Genomic DNA, 25,379 nt, shown 5'->3' with positions numbered 1-25,379 from the left:
TCTCGAAGGTTCGTGATGTGAGCCCCGAAGCACGCGCGGCGGAGCGCTGGCAGGCCTATGTGTCGCGACTGGGAACCCAGCCGGGCATCATCGTTGCCGAACAAAAAATGCGCGATGGCCAATTCTACATTTCCGGCCTGAGAGACCCGCTTGCCGCCGATCCGCAGTCGCTGTTGTCCGGAGCGCAGGTTGATCCCGCTCACGTTCATTCAGACTGGCAATTCTATCAGAGCCTTGAGCCGGAGTTCGTGTTGAAGCGGCTCACGGCGTCGCTGGCCCCGCCGGATTCAGTACGACTTTCGATCGTCAATGATCGCATCGTTGCCGAGGGTGAGGCACCCGACACCTGGATAGATCGGGCGCGGGCCGCCGCCCGGCAACTTTCGGCAGGCGGACCGGCATTCGATATCTCCAAGGTTCGTGATGTGAGCCCCGAAGCACGCGCGGCGGAACACTGGCAGGCCTATGTGTCGCGACTGGGAACCCAGCCGGGAATCATCGTCGCCCAACAAACGGCGAGGAGCGGACATTTCTACATTTCCGGCCTGAGAGACCCGCTTGCCGCCGATCCGCAGTCGCTGTTGTCCGGAGCGCAGGTTGATCCCACTCGCGTTCATTCAGACTGGCAATTCTATCAGAGCCTTGAGCCGGAGTTTGTGCTGAAGCGGCTGATGGCGTCGCTGACCCCGCCGAAATCGGTTCGGCTATCGATCGTCGGGGATCGCATCGTTGCCGAGGGTGAGGCTCCCGACACCTGGATAGATCGGGCGCGCGCAGCGGCCCGACAGCTTTCGGCAGGCGGACCGGTATTCGACATCTCCAAGATTCGCGATGTGAGCCCCGAAGCACGCGCGGCGGAGCACTGGCAGCATTATGTGTCGCGACTTGAGGCCCAACCGGGAATCATCGTCGCCCAACAAACGGCGAGGGGCGGACATTTCTACATTTCCGGCTTGAGAGACCCGCTTGCCGCCGACCCGCAGGAGCTGTTGTCCGGAACGGAGGTCGATCCTGCCCGCGTTCATTCGCAGTGGCAATTCTATCAGAGCCTCGATCCGAAGTTCGTGGTGAAGCGGCTGATAGCGTCGCTGACCCCTCCGAAATCGGTTCAGCTTTCGATCATCCAGGATCGCATCGTTGTCGTGGGTGAGGCTCCGGCCGCCTGGATCAACCGGGCGCGGGCCGCCGCTCAACAGCTGTCCGCGGACGGAGTGGCTCTGGATGTCTCGCAGTTGCGTGAGCTGAGCCTTGCGGAACTCAATCATTTGAGAGAGGCCATCCAGGCGACCGATATTCTCTTCTATTCCGGCAAGGTCGTGCCGGGACCAGAACAGACGCCGGTTCTCGACAAATTGGCGGATCAATTGAAGGAATTCGCCGAAAATGCTCGCAAGTCAGGCGTAACAGCTCGGTTCATGTTGACCGGCCATTCGGACGCCGTGGGCCGTGAGACCGCCAACGCGTCGATCAGCGCCGCCCGCGCCGAGACAGTTCGTGCGCTTCTCAACAAGCGCGGCGTCGCTCCGGAACTGCTGCTGGTTCGGGGCGCGGGCACTTTTGAGCCGGCGGTGCCTGAAAATAGTCGAACTGGGAGCTCCGCCAATCGCCGGGTTTCGGTTACGGTGAACCTAGACTAGTGCGGAGCGCCTGGATGTTGCAAAGAAAGATCTGCATGTTGGGCGGGTTCGCTGTCGGAAAGACGAGCCTGGTTCGCAGGTTCGTGCAAAGCATCTTTTCAGAAACCTACTTGACGACGGTGGGAGTGAAAATCGACAAGAAGAGTGTCGTACTCCCGGACAAAACCGTGGATCTGATTTTGTGGGATTTGGCTGGTGAAGACGATATAGGCTCATTCCGCGTCAGTTATGTGCGGGGTGCGACCGGTCTTGTGCTTGTCGTCGATGGAACCCGCGCCGCTACTCTTGCCGTGGCGCTCACGCTGCGCGAGCGGGCAGAGGCCGAATTCGGCGCCATGCCATTTGTATTGCTGTTCAATAAATCCGATCTGTCCGATCGATGGGCAATATCGGATAGTGAGATCAACGAACTGAGGCAACTTGGATGGCAAATCTATCTGACAAGTGCGCTTTCGGGTGAACATGTTGACGATGCGTTTCGTCAGCTTGCTTCGATGGTCACCGAATAGATCATGCAAGGATTGCCAAAGGAAGTCAGAAGCTGGATTTACAATTTCTTCTACAACGAGCACTCTGTCGCATATCTGAAAATTGACGCCCAGCATTGCATAGCTGCGAAGGGCGGTAATGTTGGACATTACGGGCTCTCATCACTTCGCATTGGCAAGCCTGTTGCCGAGCAGCTCGAATTCATGGAAGGTTTGCTGCCTTGCCCTGAGCTTCCATATCATATGGCCATGGTCGAACTGCCCAGCGGGCGTGTCGCGGACCTTCATCTTTTTGCTGACAATGCCGGCTTGTGGTTGCTCTTTCTTGACGCCACTGCCGAACGCGACAATAGGCAGCGGCTTCAACAGAAGGCTTATGAAATGACGCTCCTGCAAGAGAGAGAGCGTCAACTCAACGAGAAATTACAATCGGCGAACGAGGCGTTGAGGACGAGCCAGGAGGGATTGGCGCGTGAATACCAGCGCGCGGAAGCCCTGCTCCTCAATATTCTTCCGGCGTCGATCGCGGAGCGGTTAAAAGCGCACAAAAAAATCGCTGACAACCACGCAGAGGTGAGTGTGCTTTTTGCCGACATCGTCGGCTTTACAGAAAGAGCGCGGAGCGTCGGAGCCGTGACGACGCTTGCCATTTTAAATTACTTCTTCAAGGCAGCGGATCGGCTCTCTGAACGATACGGCTGCGAAAAGATCAAGACAATTGGCGATTGTGTGATGGTGGTCGCTGGCCTGCCCACCGCGCGATCCGATCATGCAGGAGCCCTCGCGCGCTATGCAATTGAGCTGCGCAAGGCGGTTAAGCGCGAACGCTTCGCAGGAGAACCGATAAGACTCAGAATTGGCATTCACTCAGGACCAATCGTCGCTGGCGTCATAGGCAAGAGGCGGTTCGCCTATGACCTGTGGGGTGAGACTGTTAATCTCGCCTCACGTATTCAAACGTCCGCGGAGCCCGATGAAATCCGTATTTCGGACGCAACGCACCAACTGCTTGGACCAAAGTTTGCTTGCGACCCACTCGGGGAAACGGAATTGCGTGGCACAGGTCGTGTGCGAATGTGGCGGCTCCGGGCCTGATATGCCGCTTGGCAGTGCCGACCCTGGAGCGCAGCTTGATCGATCCGTCGACATCAGCTTTCAGCAGCTCCAGAAATACAAGAACGCCAAGAACCGCGTGAGCGCATCGATGCTCTACGAGATCGCCAGGTCGCAGGACCACCGCTTCGAAGGCCTGCCGGGAAAGGACGAGTATGGCGAACCTCAGCCTCTGCCGGTCGACGAGCGCATCGGTATCATTGCCAGCGCCGAAGCGAGGCGCTGTTCATGGTGTGCTGGGCTTCATCCTGCGCAATCAGGTTGCCTGTTCAGAGTGCCGCAAAGACAATCCGCTTATCGTCCGCGCGTGTCCATAGAGCCACACTAAGCACTCTCGCAGACGTTGACGTCGCGCCATTTCACGTCGCCGCGGTCTATGGCGCATCGTGTGGAATGCAGACTATCGATAAAGCAGATCGGCGGTGACGTCGGGAATGGTCCTGCAGCCGGACAGGCCCATGGTCCTGTCCAGCTCATCCTCCAGGATCCTGAAAGTCCGAAGCGCTCCCTGCCGGCCGTTCATCGCCGTGCCATAGAGGAATGCCCGTCCAACCATAACGGCCTTTGCCCCCAGCGCCAGCGACTTGAACAGATCGCTGCCACGCTGGATGCCGCTGTCGGAAAGGATCACCAGACGGTCGCCGCTGGCATCGACGTTCCGCCCGAGAACATCGAGCGGAGCGACCGCGCTGTCGAGATTGCGGCCGCCATGATTGGAAACGACGATCCCGTCGGCCCCATGCTCGGCGGCGAGAATGGCATCGTCCGGGCGCAGAATGCCCTTAAGAACGAGATTGCCCTTCCAGAACGCCCGCAGGTCCCGGATATGATTCCAGTTCAGGTCCTGCTCGTGCAGGATCTTCTTCTTCGAAGTCCGGTTGAGGATGTCCTGCCTGTATTCGCGCGGATAGTTCGCAAATGTCGGCAGGCCCTCCTTCGACACATAGCGGCCGAAGACGTTCAGGAGCCAGCCCGGCCGCATAGCCGCGTCGCGAACGCTTGGATAGGAAAATCTGAACGGCACGATGAAGCCGTTTCGCACATTGAACTCGCGCTTGGCGAAGACGGGCGTATCGACCGTTACAACCAGCGTCCTGACGCCGTTGTTCCAGGCCCTTTCCAGCAACGCCTGTGAGAGAGAGCGGTCCTGCCAGAGGTAAAGCTGGAACCAGATATTGCCGCCCGCCTCACCGCAGATTTCGTCGATCGAGGTGATCGCCTCGGTGGCGGCGCAAAAGCCTATTCCGGCGTCTTTCGCCGCGCGCGCCAGTTCGATCTCGCCCTTGTACCAGACAAGTCCGGCAAAGGCTGTCGGCGCGACAATCACCGGCGATGAGAATTTCTTGCCGAATATCTCGACGCCTTGCGAGCGTGGCGCGGCGCCGCGCATCATGCGCGGCGCGATCTTCAAGGCCTCGAAAGAGGTACGGTTGTGGTCCAGCGCCTTTTCGTCCTCGGATCCGCGATCGATATATTCGAATACGCCGCGCGGCAGCCTGGCCTTTGCCGCGGCCCGCATCTCCCTGAAATTCTGCGGCACGGCGCGCATCGCGAAGGCTAGCGGGAAGATGGAAGAAGGATCTTGCCGGGGTTCATGATCCCTTTGGGATCGAAGGCATTCTTGATCGCGCGCATCAGCTCGATCTCAGCCGGCTCGGTCGTTCTGTCGAGCCTGTAACGGTAGCTGAGACCGACGCCGTGTTCGGCCGTGATGCTTCCCCTGAGTTCGACGACGATTGCGTCGATGATCAGGTCGATGGCCTCGGACGCCGCCATGTAGTCCTCCCGGCCGGCGAAGCGGTCCGGCTTGAAAAGCACGACGATATGCATATTACCGTCGCCGAGATGACCGACCATCAAAACTTCGGACTCTGGAAACCGTGCGCCGATCCGTGCATAGGTGAGTTCGGCGAATACACCTTGCTTGTCGAGCGGGACGGAGCTGTCGTGCGACATGTTCGGCCCGGCATAACGGATCGCATCGGAAACAGCGTGACGCAGATGCCACAGTGAGGCGGCCTGCGCTTCACTCTGCGCGATGACCGCATCGGCTATCAACTCGCGCTCAAGCGCCGTTTTCAGGACGGCTTCCATTGGAGCGGCAAGGTCTGCATCGCCGTTAGAATCCGTGATCTCGACCAGCAGGTTCCAGGCCGGGCGCTCGATGAAGGGCGAGCGCGTCTCGGCCACATTGCGCAGCACCACATCCATATAGTCGGCGGAGATGATCTCGAAGCTCGTCAGCCTTTCTCCGAAGGCGGACCGGACGAGCCCAAGCACCTCCATGGCCAGATCGACGGAAGCGACGGCGAGCATCGCGGTGGCGGTCGCTTTGGGCGCGGGAAAGAGCTTCAGCACGGCGGCCGTGATGACGCCAAGCGTGCCCTCCGCGCCGATGAAGAGCTGGCGCAGATCGTAGCCGGTATTGTCCTTGCGCAGTTTCAGCAATCCGTTGAGAACGGTGCCGTTCGGAAGAACGACCTCGAGCCCCAGCACCAGCTGCCGCATCGTGCCGTAGCGAACTGCGGTGACGCCGCCGGCATTCGTTGCGATGTTGCCGCCGATCTGGCAGCTCCCTTCCGAGCTGAGGTTGAGCGGAAACAGGCGGTCGGCGTCAGCGACAGTGCGCTGGATGTCCGCGAGAACGCAGCCGGCATCCACCGTGATGGTATCGTCGACCAGCGACAGTTCCCGCACGCGGTTCATCCGCTTCAGCGACAAGATGATGCCCGGTACCTCAGTCCTGGCGATGGCGCCACCGACGAGGCCGGTATTGCCGCCCATCGGGGTAACGGCGATCCCACGCTCGTGGCAGAGCTTCATGACATCAGAGACTTCGCTCGTGTCGGCGGGTTGAACCACGCACAAAGCCTCGGCCCGGTAGCTGCGGCGGACGTCGATCAGAAAGCCTTCCATCTCGCTGGGCTGGCTCACGACATTGCGGGCCCCGACAATGTCGGAGAACAGGGAGATGATGGCAGGCTGATCGGTCACTATGCGTCACTTCTGGAGGAAATGCGGAAAGGCGCCCCGCCGGCCATGGTCCGGCAAGGCGCTAGGATCAAAGGTCGCGCTTCAGGAAATCATCCATTCCGAATAGCGCTTCTGGACGGTGGTGTAGTTGTCGCCCCACCACTCGGCATTGATGACGACATTCTTGCCGCTGGTAAGATCGGGGAGGAAGCCGCCATTCGGCGATGCCTTGATCTCCTCGACGGACTTCAGCGTGTTGGGCAGATAGTAGCCCCGCAGCGCCCAGGCGGTCTGGCGGTCCTGCCGTAGGCAGAATGCGATGAATTGCATCGCCGCTTCCTTGTTCTTCGAGCCCTTCGGAATAGCAAGGAAATCGAGCGAGTTGTTCGTCTGTGCGAAGGAGAAATCCAGCGGTGTGCCGCCTTTCTGGGCGCTCTTGACGCGATTGTAGTAGCTGTAGGAAAAATCGGCCTCGTTCTGGCTGACCGACGTCACCTGCTCGGGCGTCGTGGCGGCGAACTTCGAAATATTGTCCTTCAGGCGATCGAGCACGGCAAAGGCGCGCTCGACGTCGAGGGGATAGAGATCCTTCGGCTGGACCCCGTCGGCGACAAGGGCGGCCTCAAGCGTTTCAGGCGCAAGCGAGCGCATGCAACGGCGCCCAGGGAATTTTTCCGTGTCGAAAAAGCCCGCGAAATCGATCGGATGCTTGCCGTCGGGATTGCGCTCGGTGTTCCATAAAATGCCACCGCTGTAGAGATAGAGCGGCATGTAGAGGGCGTTCGGCTTTTCAAGCAGGCCTTCCGTCGCCACCAGCGTGCTGTCGAGCGGCTCCCAGAGGTTTTCCTTGGCGCCGGACGTGGCGAACGCGGCCGGCGCGTCGATGATATCCCAGGTGACGCTGTTGCTGAGCACCTGCGCTTTCACCTTGGCCATGTCGCCATTGTCGACCAGTTGCACCGCGATGCCGGTCTCCGCCGTGAACGGCGCGGCAAACACCTCCTCGACACTCTTGTGATAGTCGCCGCCCCAGGACGTGACGGTGATGGACTTGTCCGCCGCCCTGGCGCGGCCAGTGATGACTGACGGCGCTGCCAGGCCGATGGCGGCAACGGCAGCACCTGTCGTGAAGCTGCGGCGGGATATGCGGAATGTATCTTTCGTCATTGTCATAGCCTTCCGTTGATCAAGATTCGAGGTGAAGAATTCCGCGGACTAGGCACGTTCCGCCGGCAACAGCCTGCCGTCGGCGACCCGCCATGACACTTTCACGGCATCGCCGCGCATCAATCGCGACCGGTTCGGTTGATTGAGTTCCTGCGCGATGATCTGCTCGCCGGCCGGCGTCTCGAGGAAATGCCGCACGATGCCGCCAAGCACCACGGTATCCTTGAGCGTGGCCTCGATCTGCTGGCGGCCGGAGGCATCGCCCGGCGTCTCGACCGCGATGTTTTCCGGACGCACGAGCAATACGGCAGTCGAGCCGGCCGGGAACGCGCCCTCGGCCCCGGGCACTTCAAAGGTCCCGGCCGCACAGCGAAGCACAAGCCCGCACTCGCCCTCGACCAGCTTGCCGGGGAAAAGATTCGAGCTGCCGATGAAATCGGCGCTGAAGACGGTTTCCGGTTTGAAGTAGAGGGTTTCCGGCGTTCCCTGCTGCTCGATCTTGCCGCCCCGCATCAGGACGATGCGGTCGGACATCGTCAGCGCCTCGTCCTGATCGTGAGTGACGTAGAGCATCGTGACGCCAAGATCGGCATGCAGCCTTTTGATCTCCAGTTGCATGCCCTCGCGCAGCTTCTTGTCCAGCGCGCCGAGCGGCTCGTCCATCAGGATGAGCGGCGGATTGTAGACGATGCAGCGTGCCAGCGAGATGCGCTGCTGCTGCCCGCCGGAAAGTTCGCGCGGACGGCGGGCGGCGACATGTTCGAGCTGGATGAGTTTCAGCACGTCCATCACACGCTGGCGGATTTCATCCTTGCCGACTTTGCGGACCTGCAGCGGGAAGGCGATGTTCTGGAACACCGTCATATGCGGCATCAGCGCATAGTTCTGGAAAACCATCCCTAGCCCGCGCTGGTTGGTCGGCAATGTCGTGGCATCCGTCCCGTTGATCAGGATTGTGCCCGACGTCGGTGTCGTCATTCCCGAGATCAGATTGAGCAGCGTCGACTTACCCGATCCGCTCGGCCCGAGCAGCGTGACGAACTCGCCCTTGCCGACGCTGAGCGTGACGTCCGACAGGGCAGCCACGCCGTTGTAGAGCTTCGACAGGCCGTGCACCTCGATCATGGCGTCGCCGGCTGCGGCATTTGGTGTGGAGGGTTCCGCAAGATGCGCCAAGACTTGTTCCTTATTCAATGGAGACGATGCGGATGGAGCGACCGGGCGCTTCACCTGCGCATTCATCGCTGCTCCTCCTTGCGCTGGAGCATCATGATGCCGATTGCCAGAAGAATGGAAAAAACGGTGACCAGCGTCGAAGCAGCGGCGATGACCGGCGACAGTTCCCAGCGCATGGCGCTGTACATTTTCACTGGCAATGTCTGCGTTTCCGGACCCGTCACGAAATAGGCGACGATCACCTCGTCGAACGAGATCAGGAAAGCGAACAGGGCACCTGCCGCGATGCCGGCCTTCAACTGGGGGAGCACGACCTTGAAGAAGATGGCGGGCTTGGACGCGCCCATGATCAATGCCGCATTCTCGAGCGTCGGATCAAGATGCCTGAGCGATGCGCCGACCGAGATCATCATGAAGGGCACGGCCAGCATGGTGTGGGAGAGGAACAGCGAGATATCGCGGTTCAAGAGGTTCCAGGGCGCGAACTGCAGATAGAGCCCAAGGCCAAGAACGATGACCGGCACCAGCAGCGGCCCCATGATGAAGCCGTTGATCAGGCCGGCACCAGACAGGCGCGCCCGCTGCAACGCATAGGCTGCGGGCAGGCCCAGAACTGTCGTGGCAAGCGCCGTCATCAAGGCGATCATCAGGCTTTGCATCATGGCGCCCCACCATGCCGCGTCGGTGAAGAACTGCTGGTAGAGGCCAAGCGAAAGCGCGCGCGGTGGAAATTCGAACTCGCCCCCCGTTCCGAACGAGATCGGAAAGACGATGACACTGGGGAGCAGGAGGAAGAGGTAGCAGGCCCAGGCGACCACGGGCACGAAGAAGACGGCGGCTATTCGCAATGGTCTTGTCATGATGCCACTCCCATGACGCCGGCCCCGCCGCGGACACGCCCGAGGATGGTCACCAGAGCGCCTGAGATCAGCAGCAGGACGACGGAGATGGCGGAGGCCATCGGCCAGTCGAGAGTCTGCCTTGTATAGAAATCGATCAGGTTGGCGATCATCATGTCCTGGCGCCCGCCAAGCAGCGCAGGCGTAATGTACATGCCGATCGACAAGGTGAAATTGATGATGATCCCGGCAATGACGCCCGGCATGCTGAGCGGCAGCGTCACCTGGCGGAAAATGCGGAACGGTCCGGCACCCATCACTTCGGCCGCCCGCGCCAGATTGCCGTCCTGCGCGAGCAGGCTGCCGAGGACCGACAGGATCATGAATGGCAGCAGATAGTTGATCATGCCGACAATGGCGCCAAAGCGATTGAAGACCATCGGAAACTGGATGGTTCCGCCGCTGATGAAGCCCAGCGCCTGGTTGACAATGCCGCTGTGGCCGAGAAGCACGGTGAGCGCGAAACTCTTGACCAGAATGCTGGTCCAGAAAGGCAGCATCACCAGCATGAGGTAGAATGTGCGCCTGCGGGGCGACTGCCTCGACAAATGCAAGGCGACCGGATAGCCGATGAACAGGCTGACCAGCGTTGCGGTAAGGCTGATGACGAAGGTGGTACGAAGAACCTTATAGAACAGCGTCGACGTGGCAAGCTCGGCATAGGCCCGCAGCGTGAAGCCGCCCTCGTAGAAGCTCTGCCAAACCGTCAATACCAGCGGGTAGGCGAAAAACAGGATCAGCAGCGCACCGAGCGGCGCGACGAGAAGCGTCGCCGACCTCGGGCTGAGAAATGAAACGTCACTCGCACTCGACATTTGAAAAGTTCCCAGTCATGTCGCGATGCGTCGTGAGGTCAATGCCCCGGCTGGCCCCTGGATGAGGTCCGCCTCCCATCTTTCGCATCCACGATTTTCATAAAACTGGCATATGCCATGCCATATAACAAGCGGTTTTCTGAAAAATGAAATTTCTGACGACGACCCATGAGGCGCGTAAGGCGCCTAGATGTTTGCGTTGACCCAGAAGACGGTCGCCTGGTTGGCGCCGACATTGGAAAAACTGTGCGGATGATCGCTCGGAAACGAGAAGCAATCGCCTACCCGCAGGATGAAGACGCGATCGTCGATTCTCAATTCCAGCACGCCGGACATGACGAGCCCCATCTCCTCGCCGGTATGCACATAAGGCGCAGGTCCGGAGCCGCTGCCGGGCTCGATGACGACGTAGAAACCCTTCAGCCGCTTGCTGGCCACCGGCGAAATAAGGTCCTTTTTCAGGCCGTCCGCGTTGAGGAAAGGCTGGCGCTTGTTGGCCCTGACCACGAAGGGCGCGTCCACGTCTCCGCTATTTTCAGGGTCGATCAGCCAAGCGGGCGACACGCCAAGCGCGCCTCCCAAGGTGAAAAGCGTGCGCACCGTCGGCGAAACGAGATCCCGCTCCAACTGCGAAAGCGTTCCGATCGAGAGTCCCGTGCTGGCGGCAAGGTCGGCCAGCGTCAGCTTTCTTGCCTGCCGCAACTCGCGCAGACGCGCCCCCAGCCTGGGATCACTGTCCTGCCCGGCATCCGCTTTCTGCAATGTCATCAAACGAGACTTTATGTTTTCCATGCTGGACTTTCACGTCTTGCTGCCCACCGGGCAATCGTTTTTTCCAGCGCGCTAAAGACATGCGCCAGGGCGGCAACGATGGTCGTGCCGGAAGCTAGCCAAACTTCGCCGATGAAACAATCGTTTTTCAGAAAATTAAAAATCATTGTTGTGATTCCGGGAAAGCCGTGCAGAATTGCTTGGCGCGACCCCGGCACGACGCCCGTTGGGTCTGTCTTCCAGTTCAGCCTGCACGGAGTTCCCGCACGTGGCGCATCCCCTTTCGCTCAAAGGCATCATTCCGGCCTTTCCGACCCCCATTCGCCCCGACCACAGCGTCGATATCGAAGGCGTACGCAGGCTCGTGCGCTACATGATCGACAATGGCGCCTCCGGCGTGGTGCCGCTCGGCGGAACGGGAGAGTTCACGGCACTTTCGGCAAAGGCCCGCATCGAGACGGTCGGGGCGAGCGTTGCCGCGGCCGCGGGAAAGGTGCCGGTCGTGGCTGGCGTGTTGTCGCCCGGGTTGGGTGATGCGGTCGATACCGGCAAATCCTTCAAGGAAGCGGGTGCTGACGCGCTCATGCTGATCGTCCCGTTCTACACCCGCAACAGCCAGGAAGGCGTACTACGCTACTTCGCCGAGGTCAGGGAGGCGGTCGATCTGCCGATCGTCCTCTACGACAATCCGGCCCGTACCCATTTCGTCATTGCTCCCGAAACCATCGCCACCATGGCGAAGCGCGACATCATCATCGGTATGAAGGCGTCGAATACGGATCTCTACCATTTCGATCATGTCATGCAGAAGGTTCCCGCCACCTTCCAGATGCTGAGCGGCCAGGACACGCTGTTCACCCAGCAAGTCAGCATGGGCGCCAGGGGCGGGATCCTGACTTCGGCTGTACTTGTTCCGTCCTTCTGGAACGAGGTGCAGGTCCATGCCAAGGGCGGACGCTTCGACGACGCTCTCGCTCTGCAACGCCGGCTTTGCCCCTTGATGGATGCGCTGTTCAGTGAGGAAAATCCCGGTCCGACACGACTGGCTCTCGGCATGATCGGGCTTGATCCTGGCGGCTCGCTACCGCCGCTTGGAGCGGTGTCTGAGGGCCTGGGGACCAGGCTGCTCGGCATTCTGCGGGAGTTGCATTCAGCTGGCACCCTCCCCGTCAAACCTGTCGCTTCTTCGCCGGCCACGCTTTCGCCGGCGGCTGCTTCGTAAGAGCGTCGCCTATGCTCGAAAGTGAACCGCCTAGAAGCCTCTACCGCGAAACCGCCGGCGGCAGCGTTAACTACCCGGTCCTCGCCGGTGCGCAGCGCGCGAGGATCGCCATTGTCGGCGGCGGCTTCACAGGACTTTCGACGGCACTGCATCTGGCGGAAGCCGGCGAGGACGTCGCCGTGCTCGAGGCGCGCCAGCCGGGTTGGGGCGCCTCGGGCCGCAACGGCGGCCAGGTCAATCCTGGCCTCAAATACGATCCCGACACCATAGAGGCGATGTTCGGCCCGGATCTCGGGCCGCGCATGGTCGACTTCTCCTATGGTGCGCCCGACTTCACCTTCGATCTCATCAAGCGCTTGTCGATCGCCTGCGACATCAGGCAGAACGGCACCATACGTGCCGCCATCCGCCTGAAGCCGGCAGGCGCCGTGCGGGCCACGGCCGCGCAGTGCGAGCGGCGAGGCATGCCGGTCGCCATTCTGGACGCAAAGGCAATGGCGGCGCGGACCGGCACGGACAGATATATGTCGGGCATGTTCGACGCCCGTGGCGGCGATCTCCATCCCTTGAAATATGCCCTTGGTCTGGCCGCTGCGGCCCAGAATGCCGGCGCGCGGATCTTCGGCGACAGCGAGGTCCTCTCGCTCGGCAGGGAGGCCGGACGGTGGCGCCTCAAAACCGCAAGCGGCTCTCTCAGCGCCGAGAAGGTTCTCATCGCGACCAATGGCTATACCGGCACGCTTTGGCCAGGCCTGAAACAGTCCCTCGTCCCGGTGTTCAGCGCCATCGCCGCGACCGAACCGCTACCGTCGCCGGTTGCCGCGGCAATCCTTCCCGAAAGGCCGGTCGTCTATGAGGCCGGCAACATCACGGTCTACTACCGGATCGACGCGCAGAACCGCCTCCTGATGGGCGGCAGGGGGCCGATGCGGCCGATCGAGAATGCATCCGCCATCGGCTACCTCACCGATTACGCGAGGCAGCTCTGGCCAACGCTTGCCGGCACACGCTGGACACATGGCTGGAACGGCCGGGTCGCGATCACCAGGGATCACCTCTTGCATGTGCACGAGCCGGAAGACGGCATCCTCATCTGCCTTGGCTACAATGGTCGTGGCGTCGCCATGGCTTCGGCAATGGGCAGTGCCTTGGCGCAGCGTCTTCGCGGCGACGAGACGGCGCCGTTCCCCATGCCAATATCGCAGGTGAAGAGGATCCGGTTCCACCGGTTCTGGCCGCTGGGCGTGAAGGCGGCGATCCTTTCCGGGCGGCTGAAGGACCGGTTCGGCCTTTGACGCAGTGAGCGCTGATTCAGTCGGTCGCCAGAAGCCTCACCGGATCGAGAGGCCGGCGGCCGCGGATCATGTCGTAGCCGCGTCTGGCAAGCGTGCGGGTCAGCAAAGCCATGGCCTCCATTCGAAAAGCCCAAGACTTGGTCAATCGGGTCATCTGGCAATCCCATGTCTCCACGACAGGAATTGCCGCCATCTTGAGCATGCGCCGGGCGCGGTCAGTGTGGACACCACCGGTGAGAATGATCCTTCAGGCCGACGCCACAGCATCGTCTCGATCAATTCCTCTTCTTTCTGTTCGGAGTAGTCCGTATCCAAGCATGAGCTGCAAACCGGCGCGCTGGAGCTCTTCGGTGATCCCACGTGCGGTACGCCTGAGTTTGTGCCGACGACTATTGCAACTCGACAGCCAGATTTCACTTAAGCTGTCCGCACACTGCGGCTGGCATAGGTGTTGTAAAGACGCTGCTGATTGAGGGCATCCTGCTTTGGTGCGATACCGAACTCGCGCGAATATTCTCGGCTGAATTGCGAAACGCTTTCGTAACCTACCCGATAAGCCGCGTCGCTGACATTTGCCGCCTCCGACACCATCAATCGACGAGCCTCGAGTAAACGCAATTGCTTCTGGAACTGCAGCGGCGTCATGGACGTCAGTGCCTTGAAATGCTGGTGAAACGACGATGGACTCATCCCGGCCAGTTCGGCGAGCTGTTCTATCCGCAAGGTCCGAGCGAAGTTGAGATGCAATGCCGAGATCGCCGCGGCGACCCGCTCGACATTCGACTCCGGCAATACCAGCTTGCGCAACTCCCCGCCATGCGGGCCACTCACCAGCCAGTAGCAGATCTCGCGCATCACTGATTGGTAAAGGATGGGGATCGACTTGGGCGACGCCGTCATGCGCATGAGGCGCATGACACAGTCAATCAAGGTCTCGTCCACTCGGCCCACGAATACGCAGGGTCCGGACTCCGCGACCGGCGCAGGCGGTTCGTCCAGTTGCTCAAGGACGTCCCGCACCATGGCCACATCGAAATCGATGACAACGCCGATATAGGGCGCTTCGGCGCTGGCCTCGACGATCCGTCCCGTTGCCGGAAGTTCGACGCTCACGACCAAGCAGTCCATGGCGCCATAATCGAGTCTGTCGTCGCCGAAGTGAATCTCCTTGGCGCCTTGCAAAACAACGCAGAGCGACGGCCTGTAAACTGCCCGGACCGGCAACATAGACTGAAACGAGCGGACGATGTTGAACCCTTCGACCAGGGTCGGGAACAGGCCCTGCCCGCCGCCCTGACCCTCGATATACGCGTTGACGGCCGCCAGAAGGGTGGACGACATTTGGGCCTCCTTGTGAGGCCAGAGCAGTACCTGACCCTCCGACAGCCTATCCTCATTTGTAGGAATAGGCAAATTTCTTGAAGGTTCGGGCATTCTGATCATTGGGCGCTCCATTTAGCTTGATTATGCCAACAAGCGAGGAGCCGCTCAGGAATGACAGAAACGTCAGCGCAGTCAACCGTATTAACGATCACGCGACCATATCACGCTGAAAATACCAGCAATTCATATGTTGAAGGTTGGCGCGTTGCGTCTATGTGCATCACTCTTATTCTAATCAACGCGTTCTCGCAGATTGATAGAATTCTCCCCTTCATCCTGGCCGAATCCATCAAAGCCGATTTAAACTTGAGCGATACACAGATGGGCCTGCTCACCGGCCTGGCATTCGCCGTCTGTTATGCGCTTCTATCACTGCCACTTGCGCGCGCCGCCGATCGTGGATCACCAAGATTTGTGCTCGTTTCCTGCATCCTGATCTGGAGCGTGATGACTGCACTCGGCGGTTTTGCAGCAAGCTTCCTGTTTTTGGCCCTGACCCGATTTGGCGTCGCTTTCGGCGAGGCCGGCGCGGTTCCCGCCGGGCATGCGCTGATCGCGAGAAAGATCCGGCCCGAACAGCGCGGATTCGTGATCGGATTATTCGCCATGGGAATCCCGCTCGGCACGATGGCCGGTTTTGCCGCCGGCGGCGCAATCGCAGATACCTTGGGTTGGCGTACAGCGTTGATCGGCGCTGGGTCGATCGGTATCGTGATCGGGCTCGTGACGATCCTTGTCGCCGGTCCGACTCCGCCCTCCAGACGTCCGGCGAGCGACAATGAGCCCTTCTTGCGTACCGCCCTCAATCTGCTCGCCACCCCGGCGTTTCGCTGGATGTTCGTCGGCGCCATTTTCATCGGCTTCGCTGCCGCACCGTTCTATGCATTCATCGCACCGTTTCTCATCCGCTCCTACGGCTACACCGCCAGCGAAGTGGGCCTCGCCTTCGGGCTTCTCCAAGGGCTCATGGGCATCCTCGGTACGCTGGGTGGCGGCCGCTGGTTCGACAGCGCGGCACGGTCCGGCACGGGCAGAGTTCTTGGGCCGCCGGCAATTCTCCTGCTGCTTGCCAGTCTGACGACGACGGCCGCGCTGTTCATGCCCACAGGGTGGATGTCGATCGCACTTCTCGTTCCCTCCATGCTGTCCTTCTCCTTCATGTTGCCCTGGGGGTTCGGCGCCGCGCATCTGGTTGCCGGTCCTGGCCGGCAGGCGCAGGCGTCCAGTCTTGTGATGATCGGCACCGGCCTCGTGGGTCCGGCACTCGGACCAATCCTTGTCGGCATCATCAGCGACACCGCAACCGAGGCGAACATTGCTAACGGCTTGGGGCTCGGATTGTTGATCGTACCGCTCGGCAGCGCCTTGGCCGGTCTCGCCTTTCTGGTCGCAAACCAAAGGGTCGCAGATTTCCTTCGAAAATAGCCGCCGAGGGACCGCCGCACTCAGGCCGACTCCTTCCATTTTCCCAGATCCGAGGTTGGCATGCTTACCCTCATTGAAAATGCACTCGAAAACTTCCTGGATGAAGACGATGGACAAGCCGTCGTGATGTTGAATCTCCTGCGGTTCCGAGAGGACGGCGGCAGGGAACGATACATGGAGTACCTCGCCATCGCCACGCCGATCGTCGCCCGCTTCGGGGCGGAGATCGTCTATGTGGGCAATGGCCTCCCGGCCCTTTCGGCGGAACCCGGACAAGCCTGGGACGCGGTGGCCCTCGTCCGTTACCCCAACCGCCGGGCATTCGCCGATTTGGCGATGGATGCCGACTACCGGGACAAGGCGGCACCGTTGCGCGAGGCGGCACTGGCTGAAGCCGTCTTGCAGCCTCTCCAGACAGCTTCCTCCTAAAGGCCGCGAGAGAATTTCCGGATGCGAAAGAATTGGACCACCCAGGACATGCCGTCCCAGAACGGCAGGACAATCGTCGTCACGGGCACCGGTGGCCTCGGCTTTTATGATGCACTTGCGCTTGCGCGCGCAGGCGGCGACGTCATTATCGCCGGGCGAAACCCTCGCAAGGGAAGCGATGCCGTCGCCCGCATCAGACAGTCGGTGGGACATGCGCGCGTGAGCTTCGAGCCCGTCGATCTTGCAGATCTGGCCTCTGTCGCCGCATTCGGACAGCGATTGCGCGAGAGCCGGGAGCGGGTCGACACTCTGATCAACAATGCAGCCGTCATGACGCCGCCGCAGCGCGAGACGACGACGGATGGGTTCGAATTGCAGTTCGGGACCAACTATCTCGGCCACTTCGCGCTGACTGCGCATCTGTTGCCTTTGCTCAGGCGTGGACAGGATCCTCGTGTGATCACGCTGTCTAGTATCGCCGTGCGCCGGAATGCAGCTATCAATTTCGATGATCTTCAGGCCGAAAAGGCCTATCTGCCGATGCCCGTCTACGCCCAATCCAAGCTCGCCTGCCTGATGTTAGCGCTCGAGCTTCAGCGCCGCAGCGACGAAGCGGGCTGGGGCCTGACGAGTATTGCCGCTCATCCCGGAATTTCGCGAACCGACCTTCTGCACAACGCCCCGGGGCGATACAGTGCCCAGGGACTTTTGCGTTCGATCCTGTGGTTTCTGTTCCAGCCGGCGGCGCAGGGAGCCCTTCCCACATTGTTCGCGGCGACGTCACCGGATGCTCGCGGGGGAAGGTACTACGGCCCCGACAGGCTTTCGGAGACACGCGGCCATCCAAGCGAGGCGGAGACTCCCGCTGCCGCACTGGAATTGCACGTCGCCCGCCGGCTCTGGGATGTCTCGGAAAATCTGGCGAACGTTGATTTCATAGCCGCGGCGGCAACACCTCTCCACACCCATCCGTGTGGGTCCAACCTTGTCGCGGAGGGCTGAGGGATGGACCCGCTCGGGAGCCTCGTCGACTGGATTGCTCTCTACGGACTACTTGGTTTGTTCGCTGCAGGGCTGGCGGAACGTTTCATACCGGCCTTGCCCTCCCATGGTATTTTGGTTGCGATCGGCATGGCTGCGGTCGAAGACAGTTGGTCGCTCCCGTCCGCTTTCATCATGACGACCTGCGGAAGCTTGTTCGCCAGTCTGGCAATGTTCCTCGTCGTCCGTGCTGTCGGGCAGGATGTATCCGGGAAACTCTTGTATGGAACCGGGCGGCTCCTGGGTCTGCCATCGACGCGCCTTGACAGGATGCTCATCTCCTTTCGAGCGCATGACCGGAGCCTGTCCCTGATTGCGCAGATCATCCCGACAGTCCGCTTCGTCGCGCCGCTGGCGGCTGCGCTTGTTCGCTTGAATGCGTGGCGCTTTGCGACCGGCACTCTTCTGGGCATCGCCCTGTGGAACGGCCTATTCCTGACCGCGGGCTACACAGCCGCACACTCGATCCCCGACCTCAATGCATCAGCCGCGGCGATCAAGCTCCTGTTCATCGTTCTTGGCGTCGAGAGTTTGTCCGTGCTGATCTGGCGACTGCTTGGGCGAACCAGGTGGCGCCGGACCTCCTCGGAGGATCAAGCATGCTGAACAGGTCGTCGGAGACCCTCCAGTTCTTCCGCGCCTGGCTATCCGAACCGCTCAGGGTTGCGGCCGTGACGCCATCCGGACGGGCGCTGGCGGCTTTGATCGTATCGGAGGTTTCTGCGGAAACCGGACCAATCCTCGAACTCGGTCCCGGAACGGGGGTATTCACGCGCGCGCTGTTGGCGCGGGGGGTTGCCGAGGAGAACCTCGCGCTCATCGAATTCGGTAAGGAGTTTGCCGCAAAGCTGAATGCCGATTTCCCTCGTGCGAAGACATTGTGCATGGATGCGGCGCGATTGCGCCATGTTGAGCTTTTCGATGACACCCCGGCAGGGGCTGTCATCAGCGGCCTGCCGCTTTTGTCGATGGCGCCGCGAACGGTCTATTCGATCTTGGAAGGCGCCTTCGCGCATGTTCGCGCCAACGGTGCGTTCTATCAGTTCACGTATGGCCCGCGCTGTCCGGTATCGCGTCCGTTGCTCGACCGGTTGGGCCTCAAGGCCACCTATTTGGGCGGTACCTTCGCAAACGTGCCTCCGGCTGCCGTCTACCGCATTCAGCGTCGCAAGATTCTGCGGGTACGTGCCACGACCGCGGGCAGTCCCTGACGCGATAACCCCGTCGCTGCCTTGAGGATCAGGCCTTGTCGCCATGTCGAAGTCGGCACTTCTGTCGTACACACGAGGCCTTTCACGCGAACTCGGCCCTCAAGGTATTACTGTGAATCTCGTTCTGCCGGGATCAACCGACACGGAGATGAACCCTGCCAATGGCGAGAGCGCTGATTATCAGCGGAGCCTCACGTCGCTGGGTCGATTTTGGCGAGCCCCGTGAAGTCGCCAGCGCTGTCGCGTTCCTTGCTGGCCCCGCTGCAAGTCTGATTACGGGTGCGGTCATCAGGGCGGACGCCGGCTTCAACGCCTGAGCTAAACCCCGCCACCACCGGCCAGTCGCCGGGTGAGCTGCAGTCATGCGGCTTGCACTTCGCAACTGGCGCACTTGCTTCCGATCAAACGGACTTGGTTCCTTCAAACTACGAAATCGAACCGTCCGAACCGTCCGTCGCCGGTTTGCTTCATGTCGAGGAGGAGTGTCTCGTGAAAGAGCCGATCTCCGACATTTCCGGGCTCTCCGGGAAAATAGAGCTGGGTGGTGAGGACGCGTCCACCTGGGCGCTGGACCTTGAAATGGAAATGACGCGTTCGGCCAGGATAAAGCGCGGGCACGATGGTGTTGAACCACCAGCGCCCCTGCACGTCGGTGAACTGGTGCCCGCGCAGGCGAAAACCGATGCTGTCGTAATCGCCGTTTTCGTCCGCATGCCAGATCTCGACGAGGCTTCCGGCGAGCGGCCGGCAGCGATTGTCGAAGACAAACCCGGCGACCGTTATCGCTTTGCCGTCGAGAGCGTCCGAATGGAGTTCTCGATTGCGCGGCGAGTTCGGCTTGAAGAACGGACCAGCTTCCCGCTCCAGAGTGAGGTCGTCTCCGTCGCGACATTCCAGGGTCAGAGGAAGTTCAGGGCCGGCTTGCGCGAATGCCTTGGTCCTGGCGGCGTGGATCAGAGGCAGTGTTAGAAATGCGATCAATAGGGATCTTCGGCTTGAGGGCAAGATCAGTCTCCAGGTCTTGAATTCACGGGTACCTCGGATGGACGTGATCGGTCATTGCAGTCGCCGCACGGCGTTGGCCTGCGCCTCCCGGATCAGACCGGAATACAAATTCTCCTTGCCGGGATACCACGGCATGGCGCCGATGGAGCCGAAGCTGGGGATGGTTTCCATGTGTGCGACCATGCGGGCGCGCATGCGCTCGTCGGGAAGCGGTCCGGTCATCGCCTGGATATTGTCGCTCATGTGGTCGGGGTTCGACGTGCCGCATAGCACGCTGGTGACGGCGGGATGCGCCATGACCCATTTCAGGAAGAACTGGGCCCAGCTCGTCGCGCCGAATTCTTCGGCGAAAGCGGGAAGCGGCTGTCCCTCGACCACCTTCATCAGGCGGGCCTTTTCGAGAGGCAGATTGATCAACACGCCGACGCCCTTGTCTGCGGCTGCCGGAAGCAGGCGGCGTTCGGCATCGCGATTGAAGATCGAATAGTTCGTCTGGATGAAGTCGACGTCGTCGCGTTCGACGATCGCCAGCAACTGGTCCTGCGCCGCCGACTCGTGATGGGTCACGCCGACATGGCGGATCAGGCCTTCCTGCTTCCACGCCTTCATCAGCGGGATGATGACAGGCGCATTGGTCATGCTGTGGCATTGCAAGAGGTTGATCGTGTCGCGCCATGTGCGCATGCGCGACTGCCGAAAGCTTTCCTCGGCATGGGTTTCGTCGCCGAGATATTCGCCCGTGGCCCAGACCTTGTTGGCGAGAAACATCCCGTCCGAGCCTTCGAACTCGCCCATGAACTGGCCGACGCTGACCTCGGCCGAGCCATAGAGCGGTGAGGTGTCGACCACGCGACCGCCTGCGGCAACATAGCGTTCGAAGACCTGACGAAGAGCGTCGCGACGATCGCCGGGCCTCAGGTCGAAGGTGAGGAAGGTACCGAGGCCCAGCGTGGTCACCCGTTCACCGGTGCGGGGCAGAGTACGGGTCAGCACCTCGGGATTGGAGCCCGAGGCTGCGGAGGTCGTGTCCTGGGCCTGCGCCGTGGCAGCGGTCTGGGCGGCAAGCGCCAGCCCGGTTGCCGCAGCACCCACCGTTCCGAGAAAACCGCGACGATTGATCTTTGACTGGTCCACGAGAGGTTTCCTGTTCGATTATTTGTTGAATTCAAAACTGCCAGTTGGCGGGAACCCAGGCGTAGCCGCCATCGGTCTTCAGCATCCGGCCGAGGCCGGGGAACGGGAAGTGGAAGCCGAGCACCGGGATGCGGTCGGTTGCCGCCCAGTCGAAGATGCGCCGGCGCGACGCGAGCGCCGTCTCCTTGTCGCGGTCAGGGCCCGGAAGCCAGGGATTGTCGACGTTGACGACCGGGTGATAGGCAAGGTCGGCCGTCAGCAGCAGTTGGTCGGCCCCAGAGTGGACGAGAAAGGTCGCCATGCCCGGCGTGTGACCGGATGCGACGAGGGTCGTGAGGCCCGGCACAATCTCGGCGCCGGCTTCATAGAACTCGACATCGTTCATGACCGGCTCGAGGCTATTCTTGATCGCGGCGGCGAAGCGCACACGAAACTCCTCCGGCACGGGCATGTAGGAAAGATCCGGATCGGTGCGGACGAAGAAGTCCCAGTCCGCCTTCGGAACGAAGACCGTCGCGCGGGGGAAGGCCTTGCTGCCGTCCTCTGTACGGAGATTGCCGACATGATCGGGATGGGTATGCGAAATGACGATCGCGTCAATGTCAGCGGGACCGAGGCCGATCGCTGCCAGGTTTTCAAAGATGTGGCCGCCGTTCGGCCCCATCGTCTTGCCGGCGCCAGCCTCGATAAGAATCCGCCGTCCGCCGGTTTCAATCAGAAGCGTATTCAGGTTGAGCGTCATATGGTCGGTCGGAAGGAATGCTCGCCGCAGCACCTCCTCAAGCTCCGCTTCGGGCGCGTCGCTGGCATAGACACGAGGAGGGCCGCCAATAACGCCGTCGCTCAAGACGGTCGCGCTGATCTCGCCGACTCGAATGCGGTAGTGACCGGCGTTGCCACTCAACAAGGACGCGGCCTGGGCATTGGCGTTGCCGGAGCCGCTCAGGCTTGGGATGAGCATACTTGATGCGCCTGCGACAGCGGACAGCATGATAGCGCGTCTATTGAGAGCGAAGGCATTCATCGGTTTTCCCTTCTTCGTGGGCACGCTCCCGCTTCTTTCAATTGTACGGGGCCGGAAATGACCGGCGAAAGGAAGCAGACAGGGCGCGATAGTTAACTTTGCACCTACCATGACATGGGATAATTGATCCGATAAGATGCGCAACCATGATCAGCTTGGTTAGAATTACTTCCCAATGAGCCCTGTTCGCCTGGACAGCTTTGACGTGTTCGTCTCTATCGTCCGCTGCGGTGGCTTCCGCGCGGCGGCGCTCGAGCGCGGCGTGTCTTCATCGGCCCTGAGCCAAACGATGAACGCGCTCGAAGAGACCCTCGGCATCCGGCTCCTCAATCGCACGACGAGAAGCGTGTCTCCCACGGAAGCCGGGAAACGCCTCCTTGAACGGTTGGCGCCCGCATTGAGCGACATCAGGCTAGCGATCGCGGAAGTCGACGAGTTGAGGGACACTCCATCCGGAACGCTCAGAATCAACGCCCCGGCGCCGGCGGTCGATCATTTTCTTTGCCCGTTGGCATTCGAGTTCATGGATGCCTATCGCGAGGTGAGCATCGAAATCATCAGCGATGCGGCGGTTATCGACATCGTGGAACAGGGCTTCGATGCCGGCGTCAGATTCGGCAAGCAACTGGCGCAGGACATGATCGCGCTGCCGCTTGGCCCGGCGCTTCGCTATGCAATCGTCGCTTCACCGGACTACATTAATAGGTGCGGGCAGCCGCAGACGCCACACGAACTCGTTGGTCACGACTGTATAAGACGTCGTTTCCCTGGTGGCACCCTCGTCACCTGGCGGTTTGCCGAGGGAAGCGAAGATATCGAAGTCACTCCCACGGGCCGCTTGACGGTCAGTTCTGCGCACAATGAGCTGCAGGCGGCTCTGGCCGGCAGAGGAATAGCCCATGTTTTCGATGACTATGCCAAGCCCTATATCCTGAATGGCGGACTCGTGGAGCTGCTCTCCGATTGGAGCTCGACCTTGCCGCACTGGTTTCTGTACTATCCGAGCCGTCGCCTCCCGAGCGCTTCCATGCGTGCGTTTCTCGACTACGTTAAGCGCTACGACTGGCAGACCCGAACGTGACGGCGCCCCATCCGCGCCGGTCGGGTGAGACGCGCGCAACTTCGGTCAGTGACCATATTTTGTGTCAAGCATCGTGCATAGATTCGCCAATGCAGGGTTTAAGCTGCTAGCTGGTTTCGACGGCCATGCTCATCTCCAATCTGTGCTCTCAAACCAGCGTCGACTGCTGGGCGAACATACCCGCCATCGCGCCTTGCCATGTTTTCGGAGTCAGGCCGTGCAGAAGCCGGGGACGGCGACCTTCTGGAACAGGTGCGGGCTGGCCACGACGGATGAAGGATATGCTGGAGGTTTCGCGAGGAACTCGGGATCAGTGAAGGCGGCGCGGACCGCCTCGGTGGATTCCCACACCACATAGTTCAGGTAGGTCGGGCTATCGCCGATCGCTCGGTGCAGTTGGGTGGAGATGAACCCCGGCTGCTTCTTCAGGATTTTGGCAGCCGCCGTAAAGGCGTCTAGGAAGCCCGCTTCGTCGGCGGAATCGAGCGTGAAGAGGTTGATGAGCACGACCGGCGCGGCCGGTGCCGAGTTGGCGCTCAAGCGGGAATTTATCGTCTAGCGGCTTGAACCGATCTCCTGCTTATCGCACGCTTCGATGAGGCGAGAGCAGAGGACGAGAACGAAATCGAATCCTATTGCCGGTCGGCCGTCGCCATGTTCATCGCCGCGCACGGTGGCAACGACCACGCGGGCGGATAAGCATTTGATTGCTCCGGGCAGCTTGGCCGGGACCGTCGTCCAGGCGCTTCGTCATATTGGGCCGGCGCGCGCGGCCGAGCTTGCACAGATCGCGGCCTCATCTTTCTCCCAACGATAAAAAGACGCTCGCATCTACCGCAGTCCAAGCTCCCGCCTGGATGCGGTCGACGCTTCTCTCCATCGCAGATCCGGCAGCAGTCGGGACAACATTTGATAGGTGATGCGACGGTGCCATCCGACGATATGCTATCGGGTCCGGAACATCGATCGATACCGCTGCCAAAGCTGAAACTATGTATGTCGACAACTAAGCGTCTGATTGTGGAACTTCTCATCCGTGGTGCGGTGACAGCCGCAGCCGCGATGCTGGAAACACATCTCGACGCCGCGATGAAACGCATGATTGCCCAGATAAAAATCGTCTCGATCATTCCAGGCCCGAGTGTGACCGCCGGTTACCTAACGCGGGTCGAGTAGCGGGACCACAATTATCTCCCGCGCACTCAAGCCAACACGCTTCTGATCCGATCCAGCAATGCTGGAGCGTGTCGCTCAAAAGTGCGCAACGGTTTTGAGACAACGACATGCATAAAACAAAAACTTAAAGCGCGATTGGCCCTAGTGCCTGACCATCCCGGCGTCGACATTCAGTGTCTGGCCGGTGATCCAGCGGGCGTCCTCGCTCGCCAGGAACGACACGACATCGGCGATGTGTTCGGGCTGGCCCTTGCCCTTCATTGCCTGCAGCATCTCGACGAAGCCGAACGCCTCGTTGTGCGGGCTCGCCTTGACGCCATCGCTCTCGATCAGGCCGGGCGTCACCGCATTCGCCGTGATGTTGTATTTGCCAAGCTCCGTGGCCAGCGCCCGGGTGAAGCCAATGACGCCGCCCTTAGCCGCGACATAGGCGGCCATGTTCGGCGTGCCGGCAAAGAAGGTGTTGGAGGCGATGCTGATCACCCGCCCTGCCTTGCCCGCCGCACGCATCTGGTCCGTGCCGGCGCGGGTGACAATGAAGGTCCCTGTCAGGTTGACGTCGATGATCTTGCGCCAATGGTCGAGATCGACGTCGTCCCAGGCGACGAACGGCACGATGCTGGCATTGTTGACCAGGATATCGATGCCCCCGGTCAGGGCCTGGATTTCAGCGAAGAGTGCTTTGACGGATGCCGGATCGGCAATGTCGGCGGCGATCGCCCTCGCCTTTCCGCCTATCGCCGCGGCCGCCGCCTTGGCGCCTTCGGCGTTGATGTCGCTGACGATGACGGTCGCCCCGTCGACGGCAAGCCGCGCCGCGATCGCCTTGCCGATACCCTGCGCTGCGCCAGTAACCAGGGCCGTCTTTCCCGCAAGTCGTTCAGTCATGAAAATGCTCCCTCGATCCTTGATCC

At 60.9% G+C, this 25,379-nt stretch carries 26 protein-coding genes and 6 pseudogenes; 16 read left to right on the top strand and 16 right to left on the bottom strand.

Annotation, left to right across the window (positions count from 1 at the left end):
- Positions 1-203, bottom strand: a 203-nt coding sequence (locus CN311_RS33290) for a hypothetical protein (protein ID WP_245440731.1), incomplete at its 3' end; no start/stop codon positions are given.
- 48 nt (positions 204-251) lie between these two features.
- Here CN311_RS33290 and CN311_RS05105 point away from each other — a divergent pair.
- The 4 genes from CN311_RS05105 to CN311_RS05090 are packed head-to-tail and all read left to right on the top strand — an operon-like array spanning position 252 to position 3,566.
- The gene (locus CN311_RS05105; protein ID WP_245440730.1) at positions 252-1,637 is read left to right on the top strand and encodes an OmpA family protein; all 1,386 of its coding nucleotides are present in this window, start codon (positions 252-254) and stop codon (positions 1,635-1,637) included.
- A 14-nt stretch (positions 1,638-1,651) separates the two neighbouring features.
- Positions 1,652-2,146 carry a Rab family GTPase gene (locus CN311_RS05100; RefSeq protein ID WP_097572300.1) on the top strand — a complete coding sequence of 165 codons (495 nt, stop codon included), beginning with the start codon at positions 1,652-1,654 and terminating at the stop codon, positions 2,144-2,146.
- 3 nt (positions 2,147-2,149) lie between these two features.
- Positions 2,150-3,220, top strand: coding sequence for an adenylate/guanylate cyclase domain-containing protein (locus CN311_RS05095; RefSeq protein WP_097572284.1), 1,071 nt, complete (start codon positions 2,150-2,152; stop codon positions 3,218-3,220).
- Between the two features lies 1 nt (position 3,221).
- Complete coding sequence (locus CN311_RS05090; RefSeq protein ID WP_097572283.1) at positions 3,222-3,566, top strand: hypothetical protein; 345 nt, start codon at positions 3,222-3,224, stop codon at positions 3,564-3,566.
- A 72-nt stretch (positions 3,567-3,638) separates the two neighbouring features.
- Here the strand turns inward: CN311_RS05090 and CN311_RS05085 are convergent, their stop codons facing one another.
- From CN311_RS05085 to CN311_RS32450, 8 genes are all read right to left on the bottom strand, one after another.
- Positions 3,639-4,778 (bottom strand): alpha-hydroxy acid oxidase, encoded by a 1,140-nt coding sequence (locus CN311_RS05085; RefSeq protein ID WP_165779589.1) that lies wholly within the window; start codon positions 4,776-4,778, stop codon positions 3,639-3,641.
- Between the two features lie 17 nt (positions 4,779-4,795).
- The gene (locus tag CN311_RS05080) at positions 4,796-6,232 is read right to left on the bottom strand and encodes an FAD-binding oxidoreductase (protein ID WP_245440729.1); all 1,437 of its coding nucleotides are present in this window, start codon (positions 6,230-6,232) and stop codon (positions 4,796-4,798) included.
- 81 nt (positions 6,233-6,313) lie between these two features.
- Positions 6,314-7,378, bottom strand: coding sequence for an ABC transporter substrate-binding protein (locus CN311_RS05075; protein ID WP_165779588.1), 1,065 nt, complete (start codon positions 7,376-7,378; stop codon positions 6,314-6,316).
- Between the two features lie 48 nt (positions 7,379-7,426).
- Positions 7,427-8,554 (bottom strand): ABC transporter ATP-binding protein, encoded by a 1,128-nt coding sequence (locus CN311_RS05070; RefSeq protein ID WP_245440728.1) that lies wholly within the window; start codon positions 8,552-8,554, stop codon positions 7,427-7,429.
- Between the two features lie 62 nt (positions 8,555-8,616).
- Positions 8,617-9,414: an ABC transporter permease gene (locus tag CN311_RS05065; RefSeq protein ID WP_097572280.1), complete on the bottom strand. Its 798-nt coding sequence runs from the start codon at positions 9,412-9,414 to the stop codon at positions 8,617-8,619.
- Complete coding sequence (locus CN311_RS05060) at positions 9,411-10,268, bottom strand: ABC transporter permease (RefSeq protein ID WP_097572279.1); 858 nt, start codon at positions 10,266-10,268, stop codon at positions 9,411-9,413. The genes CN311_RS05065 and CN311_RS05060 overlap by 4 nt, the downstream gene beginning before the upstream one ends.
- 186 nt (positions 10,269-10,454) lie before the next feature.
- A complete protein-coding gene (locus tag CN311_RS05055) occupies positions 10,455-11,036 on the bottom strand; it encodes a helix-turn-helix domain-containing protein (protein ID WP_208866429.1) in 582 nt (193 codons plus the stop codon).
- A gap of 11 nt (positions 11,037-11,047) precedes the next feature.
- Complete coding sequence (locus CN311_RS32450) at positions 11,048-11,206, bottom strand: hypothetical protein (RefSeq protein ID WP_165779587.1); 159 nt, start codon at positions 11,204-11,206, stop codon at positions 11,048-11,050.
- Positions 11,207-11,307: 101 nt separating this feature from the next.
- Between CN311_RS32450 and CN311_RS05050 the strand changes: the two genes are divergently transcribed.
- Entirely contained in the window at positions 11,308-12,261 is a 954-nt protein-coding gene (locus CN311_RS05050; protein WP_165779586.1) for a dihydrodipicolinate synthase family protein, read from the top strand.
- 11 nt (positions 12,262-12,272) lie between these two features.
- A complete protein-coding gene (locus tag CN311_RS05045) occupies positions 12,273-13,556 on the top strand; it encodes an NAD(P)/FAD-dependent oxidoreductase (RefSeq protein ID WP_097572276.1) in 1,284 nt (427 codons plus the stop codon).
- 73 nt (positions 13,557-13,629) lie between these two features.
- On the opposite strand, the pseudogene CN311_RS05040 reads toward CN311_RS05045, so the two are convergent.
- Positions 13,630-13,923, bottom strand: a pseudogene (locus CN311_RS05040) (type 1 periplasmic-binding domain-containing protein); the annotation flags it as partial.
- Between the two features lie 50 nt (positions 13,924-13,973).
- Positions 13,974-14,897, bottom strand: coding sequence for an AraC family transcriptional regulator (locus tag CN311_RS05035; protein WP_097572275.1), 924 nt, complete (start codon positions 14,895-14,897; stop codon positions 13,974-13,976).
- A 153-nt stretch (positions 14,898-15,050) separates the two neighbouring features.
- On the opposite strand from CN311_RS05035, the gene CN311_RS05030 reads away from it, so the two are divergent.
- From CN311_RS05030 to CN311_RS05005, 6 genes and pseudogenes are all read left to right on the top strand, one after another.
- Complete coding sequence (locus tag CN311_RS05030) at positions 15,051-16,364, top strand: MFS transporter (RefSeq protein ID WP_097572274.1); 1,314 nt, start codon at positions 15,051-15,053, stop codon at positions 16,362-16,364.
- Between the two features lie 60 nt (positions 16,365-16,424).
- Entirely contained in the window at positions 16,425-16,793 is a 369-nt protein-coding gene (locus CN311_RS05025; RefSeq protein WP_097572273.1) for a DUF1330 domain-containing protein, read from the top strand.
- 21 nt (positions 16,794-16,814) lie between these two features.
- Positions 16,815-17,795, top strand: a complete 981-nt coding sequence (locus CN311_RS05020; protein WP_097572272.1) for an SDR family oxidoreductase — start codon at positions 16,815-16,817, stop codon at positions 17,793-17,795.
- Between the two features lie 3 nt (positions 17,796-17,798).
- Positions 17,799-18,440: a DedA family protein gene (locus CN311_RS05015; RefSeq protein WP_097572271.1), complete on the top strand. Its 642-nt coding sequence runs from the start codon at positions 17,799-17,801 to the stop codon at positions 18,438-18,440.
- Positions 18,434-19,045, top strand: coding sequence for a class I SAM-dependent methyltransferase (locus CN311_RS05010; RefSeq protein ID WP_097572270.1), 612 nt, complete (start codon positions 18,434-18,436; stop codon positions 19,043-19,045). The genes CN311_RS05015 and CN311_RS05010 overlap by 7 nt, the downstream gene beginning before the upstream one ends.
- A 25-nt stretch (positions 19,046-19,070) precedes the next feature.
- A pseudogene (locus CN311_RS05005) lies at positions 19,071-19,362 on the top strand (SDR family NAD(P)-dependent oxidoreductase); the annotation flags it as partial.
- A gap of 103 nt (positions 19,363-19,465) precedes the next feature.
- Here the strand turns inward: CN311_RS05005 and CN311_RS05000 are convergent.
- Genes CN311_RS05000 through CN311_RS04990 form a run of 3 tightly spaced genes read right to left on the bottom strand, consistent with a single transcriptional unit; the run spans position 19,466 to position 22,208 of the window.
- Positions 19,466-20,050, bottom strand: a complete 585-nt coding sequence (locus CN311_RS05000; protein WP_097572269.1) for a dioxygenase family protein — start codon at positions 20,048-20,050, stop codon at positions 19,466-19,468.
- A 51-nt stretch (positions 20,051-20,101) separates the two neighbouring features.
- A complete protein-coding gene (locus tag CN311_RS04995; protein ID WP_097572268.1) occupies positions 20,102-21,184 on the bottom strand; it encodes an aldo/keto reductase in 1,083 nt (360 codons plus the stop codon).
- 31 nt (positions 21,185-21,215) lie between these two features.
- Positions 21,216-22,208, bottom strand: coding sequence for an MBL fold metallo-hydrolase (locus CN311_RS04990; protein ID WP_097572297.1), 993 nt, complete (start codon positions 22,206-22,208; stop codon positions 21,216-21,218).
- Positions 22,209-22,383: 175 nt separating this feature from the next.
- Between CN311_RS04990 and CN311_RS04985 the strand changes: the two genes are divergently transcribed.
- The gene (locus CN311_RS04985; RefSeq protein WP_097572267.1) at positions 22,384-23,289 is read left to right on the top strand and encodes a LysR family transcriptional regulator; all 906 of its coding nucleotides are present in this window, start codon (positions 22,384-22,386) and stop codon (positions 23,287-23,289) included.
- Positions 23,290-23,499: 210 nt separating this feature from the next.
- Here the strand turns inward: CN311_RS04985 and CN311_RS04980 are convergent.
- Positions 23,500-23,857 (bottom strand): annotated as a pseudogene (locus CN311_RS04980) (antibiotic biosynthesis monooxygenase family protein); the annotation flags it as partial.
- Between CN311_RS04980 and CN311_RS04975 the strand changes: the two are divergent.
- The 3 pseudogenes from CN311_RS04975 to CN311_RS04965 all read left to right on the top strand — a co-directional run.
- Positions 23,857-23,988: pseudogene (locus tag CN311_RS04975) on the top strand (TetR/AcrR family transcriptional regulator); the annotation flags it as partial. The pseudogenes CN311_RS04980 and CN311_RS04975 overlap by 1 nt on opposite strands.
- Positions 23,984-24,209, top strand: a pseudogene (locus CN311_RS33285) (hypothetical protein); the annotation flags it as partial. The pseudogenes CN311_RS04975 and CN311_RS33285, both read left to right, overlap by 5 nt.
- An 82-nt stretch (positions 24,210-24,291) precedes the next feature.
- Positions 24,292-24,465 (top strand): annotated as a pseudogene (locus tag CN311_RS04965) (GntR family transcriptional regulator); the annotation flags it as partial.
- A gap of 141 nt (positions 24,466-24,606) precedes the next feature.
- Here CN311_RS04965 and pldH read toward each other — a convergent pair.
- Complete coding sequence (pldH, locus tag CN311_RS04960) at positions 24,607-25,353, bottom strand: pyridoxal 4-dehydrogenase, SDR-type (RefSeq protein ID WP_097572266.1); 747 nt, start codon at positions 25,351-25,353, stop codon at positions 24,607-24,609.
- Between the last annotated feature and the right edge of the window lie 26 nt (positions 25,354-25,379).

Source organism: Mesorhizobium sanjuanii (assembly GCF_002529485.1).
Classification (GTDB): Bacteria; Pseudomonadota; Alphaproteobacteria; order Rhizobiales; family Rhizobiaceae; genus Mesorhizobium; species Mesorhizobium sanjuanii.
The sequence above is the reverse complement of the archived record's forward strand: the minus strand, read 5'-3'. Positions and strand labels throughout refer to the sequence as shown.